At 32.5% G+C, this 23,964-nt stretch carries 21 protein-coding genes and 1 pseudogene; 16 read left to right on the plus strand and 6 right to left on the minus strand.

Translation table 11 applies throughout. The annotated features are described in order from the left end of the window. The first annotated feature begins 48 nt into the window (after positions 1 to 48). Together ABD766_RS13220 and ABD766_RS13225 are read left to right on the plus strand one after the other, a co-directional pair. Entirely contained in the window at positions 49 to 528 is a 480-nt protein-coding gene (locus ABD766_RS13220) for a hypothetical protein (protein ID WP_344817121.1), read from the plus strand. Beyond that, entirely contained in the window at positions 518 to 718 is a 201-nt protein-coding gene (locus ABD766_RS13225) for a helix-turn-helix transcriptional regulator (protein WP_344817122.1), read from the plus strand. Before ABD766_RS13220 ends, ABD766_RS13225 begins: the two co-directional genes overlap by 11 nt. A gap of 344 nt (positions 719 to 1,062) precedes the next feature. Here ABD766_RS13225 and ABD766_RS13230 read toward each other — a convergent pair. Beyond that, positions 1,063 to 1,731, minus strand: a pseudogene (locus tag ABD766_RS13230) (superoxide dismutase); the annotation flags it as partial. Positions 1,732 to 1,963: 232 nt separating this feature from the next. Here ABD766_RS13230 and ABD766_RS13235 point away from each other — a divergent pair. Further along, complete coding sequence (locus ABD766_RS13235) at positions 1,964 to 2,836, plus strand: tetratricopeptide repeat protein (protein ID WP_344817123.1); 873 nt, start codon at positions 1,964 to 1,966, stop codon at positions 2,834 to 2,836. Positions 2,837 to 2,847: 11 nt separating this feature from the next. On the opposite strand, the gene ABD766_RS13240 is transcribed toward ABD766_RS13235, so the two are convergent. From ABD766_RS13240 to lpdA, 3 genes are read right to left on the minus strand one after another with little or no spacing between them, the layout of a single operon-like run. After that, the gene (locus tag ABD766_RS13240; protein WP_344817124.1) at positions 2,848 to 4,197 is read right to left on the minus strand and encodes a hypothetical protein; all 1,350 of its coding nucleotides are present in this window, start codon (positions 4,195 to 4,197) and stop codon (positions 2,848 to 2,850) included. Next, a complete protein-coding gene (locus tag ABD766_RS13245; protein WP_344817125.1) occupies positions 4,194 to 5,609 on the minus strand; it encodes a choice-of-anchor B family protein in 1,416 nt (471 codons plus the stop codon). Before ABD766_RS13245 ends, ABD766_RS13240 begins: the two co-directional genes overlap by 4 nt. A 9-nt stretch (positions 5,610 to 5,618) precedes the next feature. After that, positions 5,619 to 7,022 carry a dihydrolipoyl dehydrogenase gene (lpdA, locus tag ABD766_RS13250; RefSeq protein WP_344817126.1) on the minus strand — a complete coding sequence of 468 codons (1,404 nt, stop codon included), beginning with the start codon at positions 7,020 to 7,022 and terminating at the stop codon, positions 5,619 to 5,621. A 302-nt stretch (positions 7,023 to 7,324) separates the two neighbouring features. Here lpdA and pckA point away from each other — a divergent pair, with 302 nt between their 5' ends. Beyond that, positions 7,325 to 8,926 carry a phosphoenolpyruvate carboxykinase (ATP) gene (gene pckA, locus ABD766_RS13255; protein WP_344817127.1) on the plus strand — a complete coding sequence of 534 codons (1,602 nt, stop codon included), beginning with the start codon at positions 7,325 to 7,327 and terminating at the stop codon, positions 8,924 to 8,926. 66 nt (positions 8,927 to 8,992) lie between these two features. Beyond that, on the plus strand, positions 8,993 to 10,660 hold the full coding sequence (locus tag ABD766_RS13260; protein ID WP_344817128.1) for a putative transporter: 1,668 nt from the start codon (positions 8,993 to 8,995) through the stop codon (positions 10,658 to 10,660). 22 nt (positions 10,661 to 10,682) lie between these two features. On the opposite strand, the gene ABD766_RS13265 is transcribed toward ABD766_RS13260, so the two are convergent. Continuing rightward, on the minus strand, positions 10,683 to 11,135 hold the full coding sequence (locus ABD766_RS13265) for an Lrp/AsnC family transcriptional regulator (protein WP_396147651.1): 453 nt from the start codon (positions 11,133 to 11,135) through the stop codon (positions 10,683 to 10,685). Positions 11,136 to 11,314: 179 nt separating this feature from the next. Between ABD766_RS13265 and ABD766_RS13270 the strand changes: the two genes are divergently transcribed. Both ABD766_RS13270 and ABD766_RS13275 read left to right on the plus strand, forming a co-directional pair. Beyond that, on the plus strand, positions 11,315 to 12,517 hold the full coding sequence (locus ABD766_RS13270; RefSeq protein ID WP_344817129.1) for an aminotransferase class V-fold PLP-dependent enzyme: 1,203 nt from the start codon (positions 11,315 to 11,317) through the stop codon (positions 12,515 to 12,517). 88 nt (positions 12,518 to 12,605) lie between these two features. Beyond that, complete coding sequence (locus tag ABD766_RS13275) at positions 12,606 to 13,958, plus strand: M28 family peptidase (RefSeq protein ID WP_344817130.1); 1,353 nt, start codon at positions 12,606 to 12,608, stop codon at positions 13,956 to 13,958. A gap of 34 nt (positions 13,959 to 13,992) precedes the next feature. Here ABD766_RS13275 and ABD766_RS13280 read toward each other — a convergent pair whose 3' ends face one another. Continuing rightward, the gene (locus tag ABD766_RS13280; RefSeq protein WP_344817131.1) at positions 13,993 to 15,918 is read right to left on the minus strand and encodes an amino acid permease; all 1,926 of its coding nucleotides are present in this window, start codon (positions 15,916 to 15,918) and stop codon (positions 13,993 to 13,995) included. A 234-nt stretch (positions 15,919 to 16,152) separates the two neighbouring features. Between ABD766_RS13280 and katG the strand changes: the two genes are divergently transcribed. The 9 genes from katG to ABD766_RS13325 all read left to right on the plus strand — a co-directional run bounded on the left by katG (position 16,153) and on the right by ABD766_RS13325 (position 23,727). Further along, positions 16,153 to 18,339, plus strand: a complete 2,187-nt coding sequence (gene katG, locus ABD766_RS13285; RefSeq protein WP_344817132.1) for a catalase/peroxidase HPI — start codon at positions 16,153 to 16,155, stop codon at positions 18,337 to 18,339. Between the two features lie 247 nt (positions 18,340 to 18,586). Continuing rightward, the gene (locus ABD766_RS13290) at positions 18,587 to 19,222 is read left to right on the plus strand and encodes a peroxiredoxin (protein WP_344817133.1); all 636 of its coding nucleotides are present in this window, start codon (positions 18,587 to 18,589) and stop codon (positions 19,220 to 19,222) included. A gap of 86 nt (positions 19,223 to 19,308) precedes the next feature. After that, the gene (locus ABD766_RS13295) at positions 19,309 to 19,623 is read left to right on the plus strand and encodes a thioredoxin family protein (protein WP_344817134.1); all 315 of its coding nucleotides are present in this window, start codon (positions 19,309 to 19,311) and stop codon (positions 19,621 to 19,623) included. A 73-nt stretch (positions 19,624 to 19,696) separates the two neighbouring features. After that, positions 19,697 to 19,954, plus strand: a complete 258-nt coding sequence (locus ABD766_RS13300) for a DUF6952 family protein (protein WP_344817135.1) — start codon at positions 19,697 to 19,699, stop codon at positions 19,952 to 19,954. Positions 19,955 to 20,124: 170 nt separating this feature from the next. Further along, complete coding sequence (locus tag ABD766_RS13305) at positions 20,125 to 20,562, plus strand: hypothetical protein (protein WP_344817136.1); 438 nt, start codon at positions 20,125 to 20,127, stop codon at positions 20,560 to 20,562. Positions 20,563 to 20,730: 168 nt separating this feature from the next. Then, positions 20,731 to 21,126: a hypothetical protein gene (locus ABD766_RS13310; protein WP_344817137.1), complete on the plus strand. Its 396-nt coding sequence runs from the start codon at positions 20,731 to 20,733 to the stop codon at positions 21,124 to 21,126. 285 nt (positions 21,127 to 21,411) lie between these two features. After that, entirely contained in the window at positions 21,412 to 22,122 is a 711-nt protein-coding gene (locus ABD766_RS13315; protein WP_344817138.1) for an SIMPL domain-containing protein, read from the plus strand. Positions 22,123 to 22,443: 321 nt separating this feature from the next. Next, entirely contained in the window at positions 22,444 to 22,872 is a 429-nt protein-coding gene (locus tag ABD766_RS13320; RefSeq protein ID WP_344817139.1) for a hypothetical protein, read from the plus strand. A gap of 150 nt (positions 22,873 to 23,022) precedes the next feature. Further along, a complete protein-coding gene (locus tag ABD766_RS13325; RefSeq protein WP_344817140.1) occupies positions 23,023 to 23,727 on the plus strand; it encodes a suppressor of fused domain protein in 705 nt (234 codons plus the stop codon). Positions 23,728 to 23,964 lie beyond the last annotated feature (237 nt).

Below are 23,964 nucleotides of genomic sequence, written 5' to 3' on the forward strand. Positions count from 1 at the left end.
ATATGTAAAATATACTTTACATTTGTTTCAACTTTAAATCATTTACTTATGAAAACACACTTTTTATTTCCAAACTCATTTAAAAAAATTGGATGGTTGTTGTTTGTGCCAAGTTTCATTTTAGGCACCTACCTTCTTTTTAGTGGTTTTGATTTTGAAAATTATTTTGTTCTAAAAACATTTGCAATATTCAAAGATCAAATAATATTTAAATCAACATATTTTAGTTTTATAGAAAATGGTATACTTGATGAATTAATTACAGTTTTAGTAATAGTTGGCGGCATACTAGTAGGGTTTTCAAAAACCAAAAATGAAGATGAATATATCTCAAAAATAAGATATGAAAGTCTTGTTTGGGCAACCTATTTTAATTTTGGTTTATTACTTTTTACAACCCTTTTTATTTTTGGAATTCCATATTTTTATATACTAGTTGCTAACATTGCAGCGATGTTGTTGTTCTTTATTATAAGATTCCATTACAAAATTTATCAATTAAATAAAGCTACTCACGATGACGAATAATTTGAAAGTCCTGCGAGCTATTAAGAATATTTCGCAAGAAGATTTAGCCAAGCAAATTGAGGTCAGTCGTCAAACGATAAACGCAATGGAAAAAGGAAAGTATGTTCCCTCAACAGTTTTAGCACTTAAACTAGCACGCTTTTTTGAAAAACCTGTAGAAGACATTTTTACCTTAGAAGCAACCGATTAAAAAAAATCCCATCTTGATTTTTAGTGATCTTCGTTAGTACAAAGTCCGATGATTTCATGAAATACATCGTGCAATTTTGTCAAAGATTCGGTTAGTTCTTTATCCGATTTTTTGCTTTTAACAAGTTTGTCAAGCTTTTTACTATCGATAGCTAATTTTTGTACGGCAACCACTACTTCTTTTTTATTGAACTCAGCAGGAATTATTGATTTTGCTAACAAATTTGCTTTCTCAACCATTTCACCCGAACGTTTTCTTATCGGTTCTAAATTTCCTTCTTCACTTGGATGAAACGTTTGCGACATTACTTTATGAAAATCTTTTAATGCTTGCCAATCATCAAATTTACCTTTGGTAGCTGCTTTGTAATTGTTACTCACTTCATTCCAATTAATTACATTCCAAATAGCGGTTAAATAATCGGCACGTTTGTTTTGATATTTCAAATAGTACGCATGTTCCCAAACGTCAATTCCTAAAATTGGAGTTCCTTTGCTCTCAACTACATCCATCAAAGGATTATCTTGGTTTGGTGTTGAAGAAACTACCAACTTTTTATCTTTATCTACAGACAACCAAGCCCAACCCGAACCAAATCTTGTTGCAGCTGCTGCATTAAGTTTCTCTTTTAAAGCATCTAAACTACCAAAAGACTCATTTATAGCTTTTTCTAACTCTGGTGATGGTTTAGTATTTTTTTCTGGTGTGAGTATCGACCAAAACAATTCGTGGTTGTAATGTCCTCCTGCATTATTTCTAACTGCTGGTGTTTGTTTAGATACCGACGCAAAAATATCCTTCAAAGACATCTTTTCTACTTCGGTTCCTGCAATAGCTGCATTAAGATTTTTGACATAAGCGGCGTGATGCTTACTATAATGTATTTCCATTGTTTGTGCATCTATAAATGGCTCTAAAGCATTGTAAGCATAAGGCAATGGTTTTTGGGTAAACTGTGCTGTGGCAACAAAACCCATTAACAATAAAACAGCAACTAATCGATTATTTTTCATATGTTTAAAATATTAAAAAACGTTACTAAAATTCATGTAATGTAAATCAGATAAAATCTTTATTAACAAATAAATTCCATTGAAGTACATCAATCAAAGGTACGTAAATTCAATAAAATATTCATCAAAATTCGGCTTTTAAGCATTAATTAACACAAAAATGTTATCGTAACATTAGGTTACTTTTGTGAATAGCTTTTTTTAAGTATTTTTGATAAAAATAAAAGTTTTAATGAAAAAAATAATTCCCTTTTTAATTACCTTATTTATTACAACAATCGGTAGTTCTCAAAATAATACCTCAACGAATCAACTTAAATTTGAAACCATTTATTACGACGCAATCTACAAATGGGTTGCATTTCCTAAAGCGGAAGTCGATTCTACTTATGTATATGGTTATATTTATTTAGATATGCAAGCTGGTCTTACTTTTAATCATGAAGGTACCTTTCATGTAGACAAAACTGGAAAATTGGTGAGTAGTAAAAAAGAGCCTTATAACATGATTAAAATGCGTCTTGGAAATAAAACACCCAATGTTGCATTACTTTCACCTACTCAAATCAAAGAATTAGATGTACTTCCTATTCCAGATTGGTTAAAAAATTATAAGAAACCCATTGATGATGCCGAATCATTAACACGAACAGGTTATCATCTTAATGCTGTAGGCGGAAGTAAAAAGGCATTAGAATTTTTATTAAAAGCTTACAAGAAATCACCTCATCATAAAGGTTTGGAATTTGAATTGGGTTTTGCATACAATGCACTTGGTCAATATGAAAAAGCTATAGAAATTTTAAACAAAGCGACCACTCACGATCCAAAAAATGCTTTGTTGTATAAGGAATTTGGTTATGCTTATCTAAACTTACACAAATTACCAGAAGCAGAAGCGATTTATAAACGAGGAGTTGAAATTGCTACTGATAAAGAATTGAGTTGTGAAATGGCAATTAATATGGCTAATTATTATTTCATTCAGAAAAGTAAAGACAAATTCAACGAATGGGCCAATATTGTTAAGCAAAATGCTTCACCAAATTCACAATACATTAAATACATTGAGTACTTCGAGAAAGAATGGGAAAGTAAACGATAAAAAAAATGCTTTTATTTTAATTTAAGCATCCAAAGATCATTATTGCCTCTGTTTATATTTACATCAAAATCTGAACTTTGAGATTCACCTACAATAAAAATTTCATTATTGTTATTTTGATAAAAATCTTTAGCAATATCAATATTTGAACCTCCAAAAGTTTTTTGCCAATAGACTTTTGAATTAGCTTTATTATCGACTTCTAGAAACCAAAAATCATTTTCTCCTTTAAGACTATTATTTAAATTACTTCTTGTATTTCCAACAATTCCAAAATTTCCATTTGAAAGCATACGTACTTGCTCAGCTGAATCAAATTCTGAACCACCAAATGATTTATTCCAAATTAAATGACCATGATCATCAATATGAATGACCCATGCGTCAAAACCACCAAGTGAAACACTAATGTCTTTATCATCACTATTTGAACGTCCCACAATCAAATAAGAGTTATTATTTGTTTTAACAACACCAAAAGCTTGATCTATTCCAGAACCTCCATAGTTGTGTTTCCATGCTAAACTTCCATTGCTTTGAAGTTTTACAACCCAAAAATCATAACTCCCTTTATTGTCATTTATATCAAAATCTGAACTTTCTGAAAAACCAACCATAAGAAATCCGCCATCATTTGCTTCAACAACATCATTCACTCTATCGTTTTGTGTACCTCCAAAATAGCGGTACCACATAAATTCACCTTGCGAATCAATTTTAACACCTATAAACTCACCTGAGCCGTGAAGAACACCTTTGTGACCAATTTCGTGACCTTCGCCATTGTTTTGAGTTCCTCCACTTCCTTCAATACCAGAATATTCAGAAAAACCAACGACAAAGTAACCTCCGTCACTTGTTTGAATTATTTTGTGTGCATGATCATGACCTGAAAAACCATAATTTTTAGACCAAATGACATCTCCAGAACTATTTATTTTAACAACTAAAAAATCATGTAAACCAAAATTGCTAGGCACAATTCCATCAGAACTTTCTGTATAACCCGAAATAATAAAGTTACCATCATTAGTAGCTATAATGCTTGTTCCGTAATCATTTTTTGAACCTCCAATAGTTTTGCTCCAAACTTTATTTCCTTGACTATCAATTTTAATAATCCAAATATCAATTTGATCATATTGCTTATTGATATCTCCATCAGAACTGTTGGTGTGACCAACAACAATCATTCCACCGTCACTAGTTTTAACTACACTTCCTATTTTTTCATCTAAAGAGCCACCAAATGTTTTACTTGCAACAATACTTAACTCCGATAAAGAATTAAGTGAGTTTTCTTGTTCAGAATTGCTACATGAAAAAAAAATAAAAGTTAAAGCAAAAACTACTATTCTCATTTTACAATCAATTTTAAAGTTGTTGAATTGTTTATTTTTACAAAGTATAAACCTGAAGTAAATTCATCTAAATTAACAGTATAACTATTGGTATTCAAATTATTATATTCTTTTACTTTTTTCCCAACAACATCAAATATTTCAAGGTTTTGGATTTCAAATTTAGAATCTATAGTAAAAAAGTCAGTCGATGGATTTGGACTAATTTTAAAAGAATCTTTTTCAAATTCTTGAAATGATAATGCTGCATTTTTTTTCACAATAAATAATCCTCTTTCAATATCACTAATCAATATATTTCCACTAGCAAAATAAGGATAAGTACTCCAAGCTCCATTAAATTGAGCAGAATTACTTGCTGGATAAGTGTCAAAAAAAGCTATCTCATTCATATTAGAAGAAGTTTCAATGTTTGATGTATTCATAATTCTTAAACCAGCACGATAATTGGCTAAATAAAACTCGTTATTTAAAGTGTAGCCATTGTGATCTATAGAAGGAGTTGTACCAAAATAATTTCCTTTTAATACCGGATCATCTAAATCAGACATGTCGATTATGATGGATTTGGTATTAAACCCAAAATCTGTTTCATCAAGCTCATCACCAACTATCCAATATTTTGTATCAGTTGTTAGCCAACCTTGATGCGTGTAGGCAACATTTGAATAAGTAAAAGTAGACAACAAAATAGGATTATTTTTATTTGTAACATCAATAACAACTACTTTATTTTCGTTTGCTCCAAAATAAATTTCTTTACCAACATGTTCCGTATCTGGACCATTGTAAATAATTATTTGAGCATCGTGTGTATAAGCTTGACTTGAATATCCAAATGAAAATACTGGATTTAAAGGATCTTGAATATTTACAACATGTGGTCCTCCTGAAAAAGTATTAGAGCCTATACAATAAGCATAACCTGTTGCCTCATTTATTGCGATATTATGGCAATTTCCGAAACCAGAATAAAAAGCATCGACTGAAAATATTTGAGGTGTTGTAATATTTCTTAATCTTTTTAAATCAAAAACCTGCATACCGTGACCAGCAGCCTCACTTACAATAAAAACATAATTATTATAAACTTTTGCATCTCTCCAAATACTTGATGTATTATTAGTTGACACTACTTTTCCTAAATAAATAGGAGCTGTAGGATTGGTAATATCTACAAAAGCAGTATGAGAGGTACAACACATAATTGCATATTCTTTATTAGTCAACGGATCGGTCCAACCCCAACAATCATTACCTTGAGTACTAGCCGTTCCACCCATTTGCTGGAATGTAAGTCTGGATTGCAAATCAATATTATTACAAGGATAAACTCCAGCAAAACCACCTGTACACGTTTGACCAAACGATAGGTTTACTAAAAAAATAATTAATAAGTGTATTTTTCTCATGTTCTTAGTTTAAACGTGTAAAGCTCTATTATCTGTTGCTGCCAATGCTGCTTCTTTGATTGCTTCTGCAAAAGTTGGATGTGCATGACTCATTCTTGAAATATCTTCTGCAGAAGCTCTGAATTCCATTGCTGTAACTGCTTCTGCAATTAAATCGGCACAACGAGCACCAATCATGTGAACTCCTAGAACTTCATCGGTTTTAGCATCGGCTAATATTTTTACAAACCCATCGGTATCACCACCTGCACGAGCTCTTCCTAATGCTTTGAATGGAAAACTTCCTGCTTTGTATGCAACACCATCAGCTTTTAATTGTTCTTCTGTTTTACCAACAGCAGCAACTTCAGGCCAAGTATACACAACACCTGGAATTAAATTATAATCAATATGTGGTTTTTGACCTGCTAAGATTTCAGCAACCATTACTCCTTCTTCTTCCGCTTTGTGAGCTAACATCGCACCACGAACCACATCACCAATAGCGTAAATATTTGAAACATTGGTTTGCAAATGGTCGTTTACTTCAATTTGTCCTCTTTCAGTTAACTTCACTCCTGCTTTGTCAGCATTCAATCCGTCAGTGTAAGGACGACGACCAACAGAAACTAGAGAATAATCACCTTCTAAAGTGATGATTTCTCCTTTAGCATTTTCTGCTTTTACTGTAACTGCTTTTCCTTTTCTATCAACCGATTGTACTTTGTGAGAAGTATAGAATTTCATTCCTTGTTTCTTCAATACTTTCGTCAATTCTTTAGACAAAGCTGCATCCATTCCTGGAATGATTCTGTCCATAAATTCTACTACCGAAACCTCAGCACCAAGACGAAGATAAACTTGTCCTAATTCAATTCCGATAACTCCACCACCAATAATAACTAAATGCTTAGGAACTTCAGGCAATTTTAAAGCTTCTGTAGAAGTAATAACTCTTTCTTTATCTAATTTTATAAAAGGTAAACTTGATGGTTTAGAACCTGTTGCAATGATAATATTTTTAGCTTCAACCACTTCAGATGAACCATCAGCTTTAGTCACTTTTACATGCGTAGCATCTTCAAACGAACCAACACCTTCAAGAACTGTAACTTTGTTTTTATCCATAAGGAACTTTACACCACCAGAAGTTTGGTCAACAACGGCTTGCTTACGTTCAATCATTTTGGTCAAGTTTACTTTTACTTTTCCAGAAACTTCAATTCCATAATCAGCAAAATGTTGTAACTCTTCATAATGATGTGATGAAGCTAAAAGCGCTTTTGATGGAATACAACCTACATTTAAGCAAGTACCTCCAAGCGTTGGATATTTTTCAATAATAGCGGTATTAAAACCTAATTGGGCACAACGAATTGCCGAAACATATCCGCCTGGACCTGAACCTATAATGACTACGTCAAATGAACTCATATTATATATTTTTGTGTGTGTTTATAAAATAGTGTTGCAAAATTACGAATGTTTTTTGGTATTTTAATTGATTGTGTAATCTTTTCAAAAGGAAATTATTTTTTGCCTTTTAAGCTTACTTCTCTTTCATAGAAAGCCACGAACAAAAATCGCCGTAACCCTTGCTACACAAAGAAAACGTTTTCGTAGATTTTTATTTTTTATGATATTTATCAGTTAATTTAAGTAGTTAAAATTGGAACTTTGGACTATAAAATTTAAGCTTTTAAAGAATACTAAAATAAGAACTAAAACTTTTAACTATGAAAAACATTAAAGTCATTCAGGAACTTCACGATTTAGGAATCACTGGCTACCATGAAGTGGTTTATAACCCAACCTACGAAGAATTGTTTCAAGCAGAAACTTCTCATTTTCGTAAAGGATATGAAAAAGGTGCTGTAACCGATTCTGGTGCTGTAGCTGTTAAAACTGGAGTATTTACAGGACGTTCTCCAAAAGACCGTTATATTGTTAAAGATGATGTTACCAAAGATACTATCTATTGGGATGACAAAGTGAATTTCCCAACTACGCAAGAAGTTTGGAGCGAACTAAAAAAATTGGTTTTAAAACAACTTTCAACTTCTAAAAAATTGTATGTAGTCGACGCTTTTTGTGGAACTAACAAAGATACTCGCCTCAAAGTGCGTTTCGTAATGGAAGTGGCTTGGCAAGCACATTTTGTTACCAATATGTTCATTCGTCCATCTATCTTTGAATTAGAAAACTTTGGAGAACCTGATTTTATAGTAATGAACGGTTCTAAAACAACTAATCCAAACTGGAAAGAACACGGATTAAATTCTGAAAACTTCGTATTATTCAATCTTACCGAAAAAATCCAAATCATAGGTGGTACATGGTATGGTGGTGAAATGAAAAAAGGAATGTTTGCTATGATGAACTATTACCTTCCTCTAAAAGGAATGGCTTCTATGCACTGTTCTGCCAATGTAGGTGAAGATGGAGACGTTGCAATCTTCTTCGGACTATCTGGAACAGGAAAAACTACGTTATCTGCCGATCCAAAGCGTTATTTAATTGGTGATGATGAACATGGTTGGGATAACAATGGTGTCTTTAACTATGAAGGTGGATGTTATGCCAAAGTAATTGATTTATCAGAAGAAAACGAACCAGATATTTGGAGAGCTATCAAACGAGATGCTTTATTAGAAAATGTTGTAGTAAATGAATATGGCGAAGTAGATTACTACGATCACTCTATTACTGAAAACTCTCGTGTTTCTTATCCAATTTATCACATCAATAAAATTGTACTTCCTTCTAAAGCAGGACATGCTAGCAAAATCATTTACTTATCTGCTGATGCTTTTGGTGTATTGCCTCCAGTATCAATACTAGACGAAGACCAAGCACAATATCATTTCTTGTGCGGATTTACTTCTAAATTAGCCGGAACCGAAAGAGGAATAACTGAACCACAACCATCATTCTCTCCAGCTTTTGGGGAAGCTTTCTTAACCTTACACCCAACAATGTATTCTAAAACTTTGGTGGCAAAAATGAAAGAACACAATGCTAAAGCTTATCTAGTAAACACTGGTTGGAATGGAACTGGAAAACGTATATCTCTAAAAAATACACGTGCCATTATTGATGCTATCATTGATGGAAGTATTGAAAAAGCTGAAACAGTTAAAATTCCGTTTTTGAATTTAACTGCTCCAAAAACATTAGCTAAAGTAGACGACATTCTTGATCCAAGAACTACTTATAAAGATGTGGCTGATTGGGAGAAAAAAGCAAAAGAATTAACAGCGCTTTACAATAAAAACTTTGAGCAATATACCAATACTGAAGAAGGTAAACGTTTGGTAAGTGCTGGACCAAGTTTATAACCACTTTAAACCAATACCAATGGAAAAATTTCACTATCTTTCCATTGGTATTTAAAAGCAACAATAATGGACTGGATAATTGATTTATTTACAAAGCAATCTTTTGCTCAAACGGTGATAATATTCGGTTTAGTCATTGCCTTTGGTATTTGGTTTGGTAAAATTAAAATCTTCGGAATTTCTCTCGGAGTGACTTGGGTACTTTTTGTTGGCTTACTATTCTCTTACATTGGTATTTCAGTCAATCATGAATTACAAGATTTCTTGAAAGAATTCGGATTGGTACTATTTGTTTACACCCTTGGATTGCAAGTTGGACCTGGTTTCTTTGCCTCTCTCAACCGAAACGCTTTGGTTACTAACATGCTAGCAGCTTTAGTTGTTATTTTTGGAGTAGCTACAACCTTAATTCTATATTATTTATCTACCAATCCCATATCAATCATGACAGGGATTATGAGTGGTGCTGTTACTAATACGCCTGGTTTAGGAGCGGCTCAAACTACAATTACCAATCTGCATCATGTAACAAATGACAATTCTTTGGTTACTTTAGCATATGCTGTGGCTTATCCTTTTGGTGTTTTCGGAATAATTATCTCAATGGTAGTTTTAAAGAAAATATACAAAGTTGACATCGAACACGAAACCGAATTGCAAAACAAACTTAACAATCTAAGAGAAGATAAAGTCATTTCTAAACATTTGAAATTAGAAAACCAACAATTGATAGGAAAACCTATTAGTGCCATTTTTGAAATGATAAAAAAGCCAATTGTAGTTTCTAGAATGTTTCATAAAGGAATTATCATCACGCCTACTCCAAAAGAGATTTTATCAGAAAATGATGTATTGCTAATTGTTGCACAAAAAAATACTTTCGATCAATTGCATCTTCTTATAGGTTCTGAAAGTGATATGAATCTTAAAACCGCAATTGATAGCAAACTTGTTACAAGTCATGTTGTGGTTACCAATAAAGAAATTACACACAAAAGATTGGGAGATATTCCCGAATTTCACCAACACGATTTTACTTTTACAAGATTGTACCGTGCCGGAACCCAAATGGTCCCAAACGGAAACATCGCTTTACAACTTGGAGATACTTTGAAAGTCGTAGGAACGCAAGAAGGTTTAGAAAGAGTAACCAATGTATTAGGAAATTCCCTAAAACGATTGGAAGTGCCAGACATCGCTCCTATTTTCATCGGAATAGTATTAGGAATTATTGTTGGAAGTATTCCATTTCAAATTCCTAACATTCCGGTTCCTGTCAAAATTGGTTTGGCTGGAGGACCATTAATTATTGCTTTATTACTAAGTCGTTTTGGAAACAAATTCTATTTGAACAATTATACAACAAATAGCGCCAACTTGATGATAAGAGAATTAGGAATTACCTTATTCCTTGCTAGTGTGGGTTTAAGCAGTGGTTCTAAAATCGCGACTGCTTTTGAAGGTGGTAATGGATTCTACTGGATAGCTATTGGTATCGTAATTACTATTCTTCCTTTATTGCTTGTTGGGATTATTGCGAAAAAATACTTCAAGAAAAACTATTTCGAAATTTGTGGATTATTGGCTGGAGCTTCAACCGATCCACCTGCATTGGCTTTTGCTTTGAAAATGGCAGGCAATGATATTCCGTCTTCAACCTACGCAACGGTTTATCCGTTAACAATGATTATACGTATTGTAGCGGCACAACTACTAATTTTAATGTTCACCTAATAATAAAATTTACAAAACAGTATCACAACACAAATGCGGTACTGTTTTTTACTTGTCCAATCATGAAAGTACTGTGCGTACTACCAATGTGATTTAAGGTTGTAAGTTTTGTTACCATAAACTCGCGGTATTCTTCCATGTCTTTTACACAAATTTTTAGAATGTAATCATAATCACCGCTTACGTGAAAACATTCTAATACTTCGTCCAGTTTTACTACTTCGCTTTCAAATTTTGTCAAGAAATCTTTAGAATGTTGAATAAGCTTGATATGACAAAACACCACAAATCCTTTGTCTATTTTATTTCTGTTTAGTAAAGCTACATACTTGTCAATAATTCCTTCTCGCTCTAACTTTTTGATTCGCTCATAAACAGCTGTTACTGATAAATTCAATTTTAAAGAAAGTTCTTTAGTAGTTTTCTTGGTATCCTCTTGCAAAAGCTGAAGGAGATTCTTGTCGATAGTATCCATGGAAATTAGAAATTAGAAGTTTTCAAAAATCTATAAATTAAAATTTATGGCTTCAAATTTAGTTATATTTTCATTATAAAATAGTTTTTATAGTTTTAAAATCTAATTAATTCAATTACTATTGACTTTTAATCTAATATTAATCAATTTTGAAATCAAATAAACAATAAACAACAAACATGAACAACTTCAACCCTGCCGATAAAATACAAGATTTACAATACTTTGGAGAATTTGGTGGTGTAAACCCATCCATTTCTGATAGTTCTACTTATACGTTTCTTTCTGCTAAAACCATGTTTGATACTTTTGAAGGAAATGCTGAAGGATGCTATTTATACTCGCGTCATTCTTCTCCAAGTAATTTATATTTAGACAAAGCTATTGCAGCTATGGAAGGTACAGAAGCGGCTAATGTTTCTGCCTCTGGAATGGGAGCAATTACTCCTACTCTTTTGCAAATGTGTAGTCAAGGTGATCATATTGTTTCAAGCCGAACTATCTATGGTGGAACGTATGCTTTCCTGAAAAACTTTACACCAAAATTTGGCATTAAAACATCCTTTGTTGACATTACCAAACTTGACGTTGTAGAAACTGCTATTACTCCAAATACCAAAGTAATTTATTGCGAAACTGTAAGTAATCCGTTGCTTGAGGTTGCTGATATTACAGGGTTGGCTAAGTTGGCTATCAAACACAATTTGAAATTAGTTGTAGACAATACTTTTTCGCCTTTATCGGTGGCTCCTGCCAAAATGGGTGCCGATATTGTCATTCATTCCTTAACCAAATACATCAATGGAAGTAGCGATACTGTTGGCGGTGTAGTTTGTGGCTCAAGAGAATTCATAAACAGTTTGAAAGACGTAAACTCAGGAGCAAGTATGCTTCTTGGACCAACAATGGACAGCTTGAGAAGTGCCTCTGTAATGAAAAATTTACGTACACTTCATATTAGAATGAAGCAACACAGTTACAACGCTATGTATTTGGCTACCAAATTTGAAAACGATGGTTTGAAAGTAGTTTATCCTGGTTTAGCAAGTCATCCAAGTCATCAATTGTATGCTAGTATGATTAATCCAGAATATGGTTTTGGAGGCATGATGACTGTTGACGTTGGTACAATTGACAAAGCCAACGAATTAATGGAGTTAATGCAAGATAGAAATCTAGGTTACCTTGCTGTAAGTTTAGGATTCTACAAAACCTTATTCTCAGCACCAGGAACATCAACATCATCAGAAATTCCTTTAGAAGAACAAAAAGAAATGGGATTAACCGATGGACTAATTCGTTTTTCAATTGGTTTAGATAACGATATAGAACGCACCTACCAAATGATGAAAGAATGTATGAACGAGTTGAATATTATATAATTTGTATAGAAAAAAAATTAAAATTACGTTAATTTATTAACCACTTTCGAAAATTCGTTAGTGGTTTTTTTATATTTGAAATAAAAACATGAAGCAATTTCTTATTTTATTTTTAATATTTAGTCAATTTTCTTTTTCGCAAACTGATGCTAAATTGTATGAAATTATAGAATCAATTTCAAGTAATCGAATAGAAAAAGACATTAAAACCTTAGCAAATTTTGGAACACGAAATACTTTTAGTGACACTATTTCTGATAAAAGAGGAATTGGTGCCGCAAGAAGATGGATTAAATCAGAGTTTGATAAAATATCTAAAGAGTGTAACAATTGTTTAGAGGTTAGCTATCAAAAAGATTTTGTAACAACTAACGATGGTGAACGCGTTCCCAAAGATACGTGGATTGTTAATGTGGTTGCCATTCAAAAAGGAACAAAATATCCAAATAGATATGTAATAATGTCTGGAGATATAGATAGCAGAAATTCTGACACTATGGATTATACCGGTGATGCACCTGGCGCAAATGATAATGCAAGTGGAATGGCAGGAACAATTGAAGCCGCTAGAGTTTTAAGTAAATATAAATTTGAAAACAGTATTATATATTTAGGTCTATCTGGTGAAGAACAAGGTTTATTTGGAGGAAAAGGTTTTGCGGAATTTGCTAAAAAAAATAATTTTGAAATAATAGGTGTTTTTAATAATGATATGATCGGAAATATTGAAGGTGTAGATGGTGTAATTGATAATAGAACCTTTAGAATTTTCTCTGAACCAACAAATCTAACAGATACTGAAAAAGAACAAAAAAACAGACGTTTTTATGGTGGTGAAGTGGATGGTGTTTCACGTCAGTTAGCACGATATATTCATAAAACTGTTTCTACTTACATGCCCGAAATGAACCCAATGATGGTATACCGTTTAGATCGATTTGGTCGTGGTGGACATCATAGACCATTCAATGACTTAGGTTATGCGGCTATTAGAATTATGGAAGCACACGAAAATTACAATCGTCAACACCAAAATTTAAGAACAGAAAACGGAATAAAATATGGTGATGTTATTGAAGGTGTGAATTTTGATTATGCAAATAAACTAACTGCTGTTAATGCAATTTGTTTAGCTGCTCTAGCACAAGCACCAGAAAGTCCAAAAAACGTTTTGATTGGAGGTGTTGTTGAACCAAATACAAAATTAAAATGGGAAAAATCTAATGATAATGATATTATAGGTTACAAAATTTACTGGCGATTAACTACTTCACCGCAATGGGAAAACAGCAGATTTGTGGGAAATGTTGATTTTTATGAACTCAAAGGAATTGTAATCGATAATTATTTTTTCGGAGTTGCAGCGGTTTATAAAAACGGACATGAAAGTCTGATAACATTTCCTAAAGATATTATAAGATCTACCTTTAAAAGAAATTAAAAAAATCCCGTCAAGTTTATTGACGGGATTTTGTTTATAAGTTTACTTTATTCAACTTACTATTCTTATAACTAAATCCGAAGTAAATGGCTAATCCAATTAGCAACCAACAACTGAAATAAATCCAATTCCAAACACTTAATTCTGCCATCATATATAGACAACAAACCAAACCTAATAGCGGAATTAAAGATAAGTTTTTACGCCATGACCATGAAGCAAAGTATACTAACGACAATAGGAAAATCCACATCGGTATTTTGTGTTTGAACAATTGAAAACCACTTTCATATTTTAAATTGTTATCAATTGGCAACGAATTAACAACATTCTCATATGCTTTATCATCCTCAGAAAACTTACTCAAAACTTCTTCTAAATCAGCTGAAGCGTCTTTAACCAAAAGATTTTGCTGCAAGTACGTCATAACCTCTTTTACTTGAGTTTCTTCAAGTGAAGTCACAATTGTCGTCGGATTATTTATTTGTTTTTCATTGGTAATAAAATCCATTGTTGCCTTTTTATTAACCGTAAAAGCAATTATAGCTCCAACAAGAATTAACAACGGAAATACATATTTAGAATTCACATAAGGTGTTTTAAACTTTCCTCTTGGAATATCAGGTTTGTTTTGCAAAACAAGAACTCCAGCACAAACTAAAACAAAGGCAAATAAGGTTCCAATACTACACAAATCGGTTACCATAGTAAGATTTAAAAACAACGCCGGAATTGCCACAACAAATCCAGTTACAATAGTTGCATAAGAAGGCGTTTTGTATTTTGGATGTACTTTTGAAAATCTTTTTGGTAACAAACCGTCACGACTCATACTCATCCAAATTCGAGGTTGTCCCATTTGGAAGACCAATAAAACACTCGCCATTGCTACTACTGCACTCACGGCAATAATTCCAGACATCCATTTTAAATCCAATTTATCAAATACAAACGCTAAGGGATCACCAACATTCAAATCAGAATAATTCACCATTCCAGTCAAAACTAAAGCTATAATAACGTACAAAATAGTACAAATAATAATCGCCCACATCATTCCTTTTGGCAAATCTCTCTGCGGATCTTTACATTCTTCTGCTGTAGTTGAAATGGCATCAAAACCAATGTAAGCAAAGAAAACTGCCGAAACTCCTTTCAAGATTCCTCCAACTCCATTTGGTGCAAACGGAGTCCAATTAGCAGTATCTACATAAAAAACACCAACTGCTATAACTAATAATATGATACAAAGTTTTACAACAACCATCAAGTTACTGGCATTTCTAGACTCTTTCATTCCTCTGTAAACCAGATAGGTAATGATAACAATAATCAATAATGCAGGTAAATCGGCAACTAAATGAAAAGAACCAATCGTTGGCGATGTGGTGTAGGCTGTATAAGCCAATTGCAAACTTTCCGACAAATTTTCAAATGATTTTCCGCCATTCATTAATGCTGTAGCTTCTTCAAAACCTTTGGAAGCCGTAAGATAATCCATTTGAATCCATTGTGGTAAATGCAATCCACCACTTTCGAGAAGTCCTGTGAAATAATCACTCCAGGAAATGGCAACGGTAATATTTCCGATGGCATATTCCATAATCAAAGCCCAACCGATAATCCAAGCGATAATTTCACCAAAAGCTACATACGAATACGTGTAGGCACTACCAGAAACTGGAACCATTGAAGCAAATTCAGCATAAGCAAAAGCGGCAAAACTACAAGCAACAGCGGTAAAGATGAATAAAAAGATAACTGCCGGTCCACCATCAGAACTTGCTTTACCGATGGTACTAAAAATACCAGCGCCAATAATAGCTGCGATCCCAAAAGCAGTTAAATCTCTCGCAGTTAAATGTTTGCCCAAACTATTATGTCCATCGGCTTCATTTTTTGCTACTTGATCATTAATATCTTGTACTGTCTTTTTTCTAAATAAAGTGGAAAAATTCATATTTAACGAATAGTTTATTGATGATTTATACAAAAACAAATATAACATAATTTCACATTGATTTACAAAATTGAAAAATTACAAACTATAATTAAAATCTATTAAAAAATAAATTTAAAGGATAAATTATCTATACTAACTTAATTTTTAATTTCTAAATTTGTTAGAATTAAAATTGAAATTATAAACAATCAATAATAAAAAAGTTTTAAAACTAAATAATTACTAAAATTTATGGAACATTCAAACGACATTAGCAAATGCCCATTTCATCAAAATCAAAAAGGTTTGAGCGATGGTGTTAAAAATCAGGATTGGTGGCCAAAAGCACTTAACTTAGATATTTTACACCAGCATGATTCAAAAACCAATCCACTTGGAGAGGATTTTAATTATGCCGAAGAATTCAAAAAATTAGATTTAGAAGCCCTAAAAAATGACTTAAAAGCGTTTATGACCGACAGTCAAGATTGGTGGCCTGCCGATTGGGGACACTATGGTGGATTGATGATTAGAATGGCTTGGCACTCTGCTGGAACATACAGAATTGGAGATGGACGTGGTGGTGCAGGAACTGGTAACCTTCGTTTTGCTCCACTTAATAGTTTTCCTGATAATGGAAACCTAGATAAAGCTAGAAGACTTTTATGGCCTATCAAAAAGAAATATGGTAACAAAATTTCATGGGCTGATTTAATGATTTTAGCCGGTAATATGGCTTATGAATCTATGGGATTAAAAGTGTTTGGATATGCTGGTGGACGTGAAGATATTTGGCATCCTGAAAAAGATATTTATTGGGGTGCAGAAAAAGAATGGTTACAAAAATCTGGTGGTGAAGGAAGTCGTTATTCTGGAGAAAGAGATTTAGAAAATCCATTGGCAGCCGTAATGATGGGATTAATTTATGTTAACCCAGAAGGTGTTGATGGACAATCTGATCCATTAAAAACGGCTCACGATATGAGAGTTACGTTTCAAAGAATGGCAATGAACGATGAAGAAACTGTTGCCTTAACTGCTGGTGGTCACACGGTTGGAAAAGCGCATGGTAATGGTGACGCATCTATTCTAGGTCCAGAACCAGAAGCTGGAGCTATCGAAAATCAAGGATTTGGTTGGATGAATCCAAAAGGTAATGGAAATGGAGCTGACACTGTAACAAGTGGATTGGAAGGTGCATGGACAACACATCCAACACGTTGGGATAATGAATATTTTACTTTATTATTAAACCACGATTGGGAATTAAAGAAAAGTCCAGCTGGAGCAAGCCAATGGGAACCTATAAACATGAAAGAGGAAGACAAACCTGTCGATGCTCACAATCCATCTGTAAGAAGAAATCCTATTATGACGGATGCTGATATGGCATTAAAAATAGATCCTGAGTACAGAAAAATTTCTGAAAAATTTCATAATGACCAAGCGTATTTCTCTGAAGTTTTTGCAAGAGCTTGGTTCAAATTAACACATAGAGATTTAGGTCCGAAAGACAGATATTTAGGTGCTGATGTTCCTGCAGAAGATTTGATTTGGCAAGACCCAGTTCCAAAAGTAGATTACACTTTATCGGATGCTGAAATTGAAGATTTAAAATCAAAATTATTAAACAGCGGATTAACAAGAGCTGAATTAATAAACACGGCTTGGGACAGCGCAAGAACTTTTAGAGGTTCCGATTATAGAGGTGGCGCAAATGGTTCTAGAATACGATTAGAGCCACAAAGAAATTGGGTTGCCAATGAACCAGAAAGATTACACAGAGTTTTAACTAAACTTGCCGAAATTCAAGCAGGTTTGAGTAAAAAAGTGAGTATTGCCGATTTAATTGTTCTTGGTGGAACTGCAGCTATCGAAAAAGCAGCACAAGAAGGTGGATTTAATGTGAAAGTTCCTTTCCATGCTGGAAGAGGCGATGCTTCACAAGAAATGACTGATGTAGAATCGTTTGAAGTTTTAGAACCAACAAACGATGCTTTCAGAAACTTTATGAAATCTAAATATGTAGTGCAACCTGAAGAATTGATGCTAGACAAAGCACAACTTCTTGGATTGACAGCTGCAGAAATGACAGTTTTAATTGGAGGAATGCGTGTTCTTGGAACCAACTATAACGGAACTAAACACGGTGTTTTTACAAACAATGAAGGTGTTTTGAGTAACGACTTTTTTGTGAATTTAACTGATATGAACTACAGTTGGAAACCAGCAGGCGATAATTTATACAACATTGTTGACAAAAAATCAGGTGCAACCAAATGGACTGCAACTAGAGTTGACTTGGTTTTTGGTTCTAATTCTGTTTTGAGAGCTTACGCTGAAGTGTATGCACAAGACGATAACAAAGAAAAATTTGTAAAAGATTTTATCAATACTTGGTCAAAAGTGATGCATTTAGATCGTTTTGATTTGAAATAAGAACTTCCAAGTTAGTATTGTTTTTCTGAAAAACCACCTTTTTAAGGTGGTTTTTGTTTTTTATGCAATTATTAGCACTTAAAAAAACACATAGTGAAATTTTAATATTAATTTTTTGTAAGAAATTTATTGATAATTTTTCTCTATTAATACATTGTAAAATGTAATAAAAATCATGTTTTATATAACCTTTGTGGTTGTAGATTTGTAGTCAGAAAAACATTAATAACATTAAATAAAAACAATCATGGCATTAGTTGGAAAACAATTCCCAAACATTACAGTAGACGCCATCTCTTTTATGGGAGATAACTTAAAAATCAACGTTTTAGAAGAAGCTAAAAACAACAAGAAAAAAGTAATTTTATTCTGGTATCCAAAAGATTTTACATTTGTTTGTCCTACAGAATTACACGCTTTTCAAGCAGCGCTTCAAGAATTTGAAAAAAGAAACACAACTGTTATTGGTGCTTCTTGCGATACTAACGAAGTACACTTTGCTTGGTTGAACACCGCTAAAGAGAATGGTGGAATTGAAGGTGTAACCTACCCTATTTTGGCTGATACAACTCGTAACCTTTCGGCTGCATTAGATATTCTTGATGCAGAATGGGTTTACAATGAAGAAATCAACGACGAAATCTTAGAAGGTTCTAATGTAACTTTCAGAGCAACTTACTTAATTGACGAAGACGGAAAAATCTTCCACGAAAGTGTAAACGATATGCCATTAGGAAGAAACGTAAACGAGTACTTGAGATTAATCGATGCTTACACTCACGTTCAAACTAAAGGTGAAGTTTGTCCAGCAAACTGGGAAGAAGGAAAAGATGCAATGAGCGCTGATAGAAATTCTACTGCAGCTTATTTAGCAACTCACTAAATTAATAAATTCCAATATTTTAAATTCCAAATTCCAATTATAAAAAATTGGAATTTGGGTTTTGAGATTTGAAAATTCAAAAACTTATGTTTACAGAAATAGAACAAGATAATTTAGCTGAAGTAGTGGCTTCAAATGATGTGGTGGTTGTGCAATATGCTGCTAGTTGGTGTGGTAATTGTCGTATCATGAAACCAAAATTCAAACTATTGGCTTCTCAAAACGAAAGCGTTCCATTCTTAATTGTAGATGCGGAAAAATTCCCTGAATCAAGAAAAATGGCTAAAGTGGATAATCTTCCAACTTTTGCAACCTTTAAAAATGGTGTTTTAGTAAACCAAAGCCAAACAACTAAACTAGAAGTATTGACAGAATTGGTCAATGAAGTAATATTAAGTTAATTGTTTGTGGTTAATAGTTGATAGTTAAACTATAAACAAAGAACCATAAACAATAAACCACAAACAACAAAAGATGAAATTACCTGTAATAAAACACTTAACGCAATTTATAGAAGACAACGATCAAGACTATTTAGTTGAAACGATTGAAGTTTTAGAAAACCTTTGCGAAGTGCCAAGTTTGAAAGACGAAGAATTAGAAGTCATCGGCGAGTTAATTTCTAATATGTATGGCGCCATCGAAGTTCATAAAATGATCAAAGAAGGCAAAGACAAGAAAGAAGCACTCAACGACTTCATGAAACGCGTCCTTGGCTCAATCGATAAATAAAAGACAAACTCTCAAGAAATTGGGAGTTTTTTTGTTGGTGATTTGATGGAATTTGATATATTTGATTAAAATAAGCTAAAAGTAGCGCTAATCATACCAAATTTGGGTGTATAGGCGCTATAACGTAGCGACTATATACAAGTTAGCGGTAATTGAATGAACATTGTCCTATGAAAAGAGCTTTATTTCTTTGCGTTATGATGAACTTACTTTTTGGTTGTGTAAACAATAAAATATTCTTTGACCAAAAGTCAATTAAGAAACATCAAAACAAAGGGTATACATTTTTATTAAATGGAAAACGAATTAATAGAGACAGCTTGTATTTAGATAAGCGAAATATAAAATCTGTTAGAAAATCCCGCGAAGACAAAACTATCGATGCTGAACAGCTCAACATTAATTCTACATATCTAACGCTAAAACAAATAAAAGGTGACAGTTTACCAAAGTGCATACTTTATGTCGTCAACGGATTACCGCTGAAGGAAGGATTAGTGGTAGAAAAGTCTGCTATAAAGGCCGTCAGTTACATTTCAGAACAAAAAGGAGCGGAAATGATATGTCATAATTGTCAATTTGGCGTAACAGTACTAGTTTTATTCTAGCAACTACCGCTAACACACGCTAAGCGAGATAGACCGTTATTGCCAATCCGCAGCTTTTTTCTTTATATTTACTTTCCAGTAACCGAAAGTACTCAGTTTCGTTCTCGGTCTACCATCGCTTAGCGCGAAACCGTTAACAGTAAGCTTTAAAAAAAACCAGCGGAAATTATGAAGACTTATTTAAATACACTTTTTATTTTTTTTCTTATATCTATCCCAAACATAGCGAAATCTCAGAATTTAGAAAATTTTGAGGAATATATTGTTAACGAATGGTCTCTAGAATATTATGAAACTGGTGGAGCAAAATTTCCACCAAAATCTGGGCATGAAAATGATAAAATGATTTTTACCAAAGAGCATAAATCAGAATCAATAAACAACGGTGTTTCTCAAGTTGGAACATGGGAATTTGATAAAGAAAATGGAATTTTATTAGTTGTTGAAGAAAAAAATGAATTCAAAATGAAATTTAAAGTCATTTCCTGTACAGAAACTAATTGTGTTTTGGAATTAAAAAATTTACAAGGTCAGAAAATACGAGCTTTTTTAGTTGCAAATTAATAAAAGTCTACTGTTAACAACGATTTTGCGCTATTGCTGGACTTGAGCTTGCTATTTAGTCTTCGTGGAAAATAATCTGGTAGCTACAATTCTATCTTTCTAAGAAAAGTCGTAGTTTTGTTTTGGTCAGTGCTTGCAGCAGCAACAGACGGCAAGCGCCGGAACGTTGGGCGATATTTTATGAAAAAAATGTGCATAATAGAAGTTCTGGAAATTATTTTTATATTCAATTCCAACCTTTAGCAAATAAAATACATCTTAATTTTATAAACCTAAATCAACATTATGAAAAATCTAATCTATTTTGTTATCGCAATCTTAACTGTAAAATCTCATTCTCAAAACAAAAACTTCATAGATCAACCTTACGTTGAAACAACATCAAAAGCTGACACTCTTATAATTCCTGATAGAATTTATTTAAACATTGTAATTTCCGAAAAAGATACAAGGGGAAAAATATCTCTAGAAGAATTGGAAACTAAAATGATAAACAAATTAAATTCTATTGGAATTGATCTAAAAAAACAATTATCACTATCAGATTTATCAAGTAACTTCAAAAAATATTTTCTTAAACAGCAAGAAGTACAAAAAGCTAAACTTTTTAATTTATTAGTTTTTGATGCAAAAACTGCAGGTTTAGTAATTCAAAAACTTGAAGAAGAAAATATATCAAACATATATTTAGAAAAAACTGAATATTCAAAAATTGAACAATTAAAACTTGAACTCAAAAGTTTAGCTGTCAAAAAAGCAATTAAAAATGCTGAATATTTAGTCAAACCTTTTAATCTAAAAGTTGGTGAAGCAATGTTTATTTCTGACATTGATGTAAACATTACAAACCTTAACTATGGTAGGAATTCTGCAATTCAAATTCGAGGAATTGCGAGTCTTAGGGAATATGGTTCTGAAGCCGAAAACAAAGAAATTGAATTTGAAAAAATAAAAGTAAGTGCGGAAGTAGGTGTTAAATTTAAACTTGAAAAGTAAAAACATCGTACAACCGCCGTTTGAATCAATTTCTGGGCTTGCGCTTGCGTTTCCGTCTTAGTGGTAAATACTCAGATGTTTTCAATTCTATCTTTCAAATTAATTTTGTAGATTTGTTTTGGTCAGTGCTGGCAGCAGCAACTGAATACAAGCGGTCAAACATTGTGAAAAATCCACAAAACACTTGTAGAATTCAAGACATTAATTTAAAACTTAACTCTATCATATGAAATCGCCATTAACAACAAGTTTGCGCTAACAAATACTAATGATTAAAAAGGCGATACCATACGTTACCTATAAAAAACAAAATTTAAACATATGAAACCAATATTTACGATTCTATTTCTGATTTCCAGTTTGACATTATTTTCACAAACTGAGAATGTAGTTGGAAATTACAAACTTATCCTTGAAACTAAAGACAGTAGCTCATTTGAATATGAATTGACTTTAAACCAGGACGGAACATTTTCCTTTCATTATTATTCGAATATCAAACAAGGAATTCCACCCGAAGTAAATAAATATGGAAAAGGAAATTGGACTATAAAAAACAATGTGATTTCATTCTTATCTGATAAGCAAAAAGATTTTGATGAAAAATACACTTTGGATTTTACAAATACCAAAGCAAGATTTGTTACAAAATCTCCTCGTGATAAAAGTGAAGAAATAATAAAAACTCAACTTAAGTTCCTGGAGTCAGAAATTTTCTGGATGAGAAGAATCGATATAGATAAAATATAAAACTAAATATTGTAAGCGTTCCTCGCAATTGCAAATTTGTGGTTAGTTCACAACCACGTTTCGTAAGAATTTTTATCTTTAACAGAAAATAATCGGTTCCGAAGTTTGCAACCTCGCCTAGCACTAGAATGTTAACAACTAGCTTAAAATATGGATATAGAAGAAACATTACAGTATTTTCAAGACAAAGAATATTTTGATGAACATTCAGAATGGTTAGCCGAACATGTGGAAAAACATTTTCCTAACGAAGAGGTAAAAGTATTTCATGAAATTATGTCACTGGATTTTAGATTACATGTCTATTTAATAAAACCTAAAAGCTTAAACTATAATATTCTATTGACAAGTGGAATGAGCACTTTAGAAATGAATTTGCCAGAAATTGTTGAAGAAAAGGATAATTATAAGTTTGCAGAGTTAATGATGTTAATTCCAAAAGATGTAGAATTTAATGAAGTTTATACTGGAGAAAACAAAAATGATTTTATAATTAAAATGCTAAAGGTAACTGGGAAATTCCCACATCATTACGACACCTGGCTAGGAATCGGACATACTATCAGATATACCGAAGATTTAGATACATATGGTGACGAAACAAACTTCATAGGAGGCGTTATATTACCATCTGTAACTTTTGAAGAAGATTTTACAGAAATTAATCGAAATGGTAGAAAAATCAATATTTACAGCTTTTTCCCTCTTTATGAAAACGAAATTAACTACAAAATTGAAAATGGTTACAATGCGCTTTTGGATTTAATAATAAAAAACAATTGCAAAGAAATATTAGATAATAACAGAAAAGATTTGACTATTAAAAAATCATTATGGAACAAATTAAAAAAATAATCTAGTGACTAAAACTCTACTTTTCAAAGAAAATTTGTAGGTTTGTTTTGGTTCGTGCTTACAGCAGTAACAGATGGCAAGCATGTGAACGTTATGTGATATTTTATGAAACCTCTCGTCCTAAAATAGGTTGACTAAAAATTAAAACTTTTAGTATCCTATGGAAACACCAAAAAAACAACCCTGTCGAAAAAATGAGTATCAAAAAGTAAGCTTTGATCTCAAACTGTCCATTAT

It is taken from the genome of Flavobacterium cheonanense, assembly GCF_039539185.1.
GTDB lineage: Bacteria > Bacteroidota > Bacteroidia > Flavobacteriales > Flavobacteriaceae > Flavobacterium > Flavobacterium cheonanense.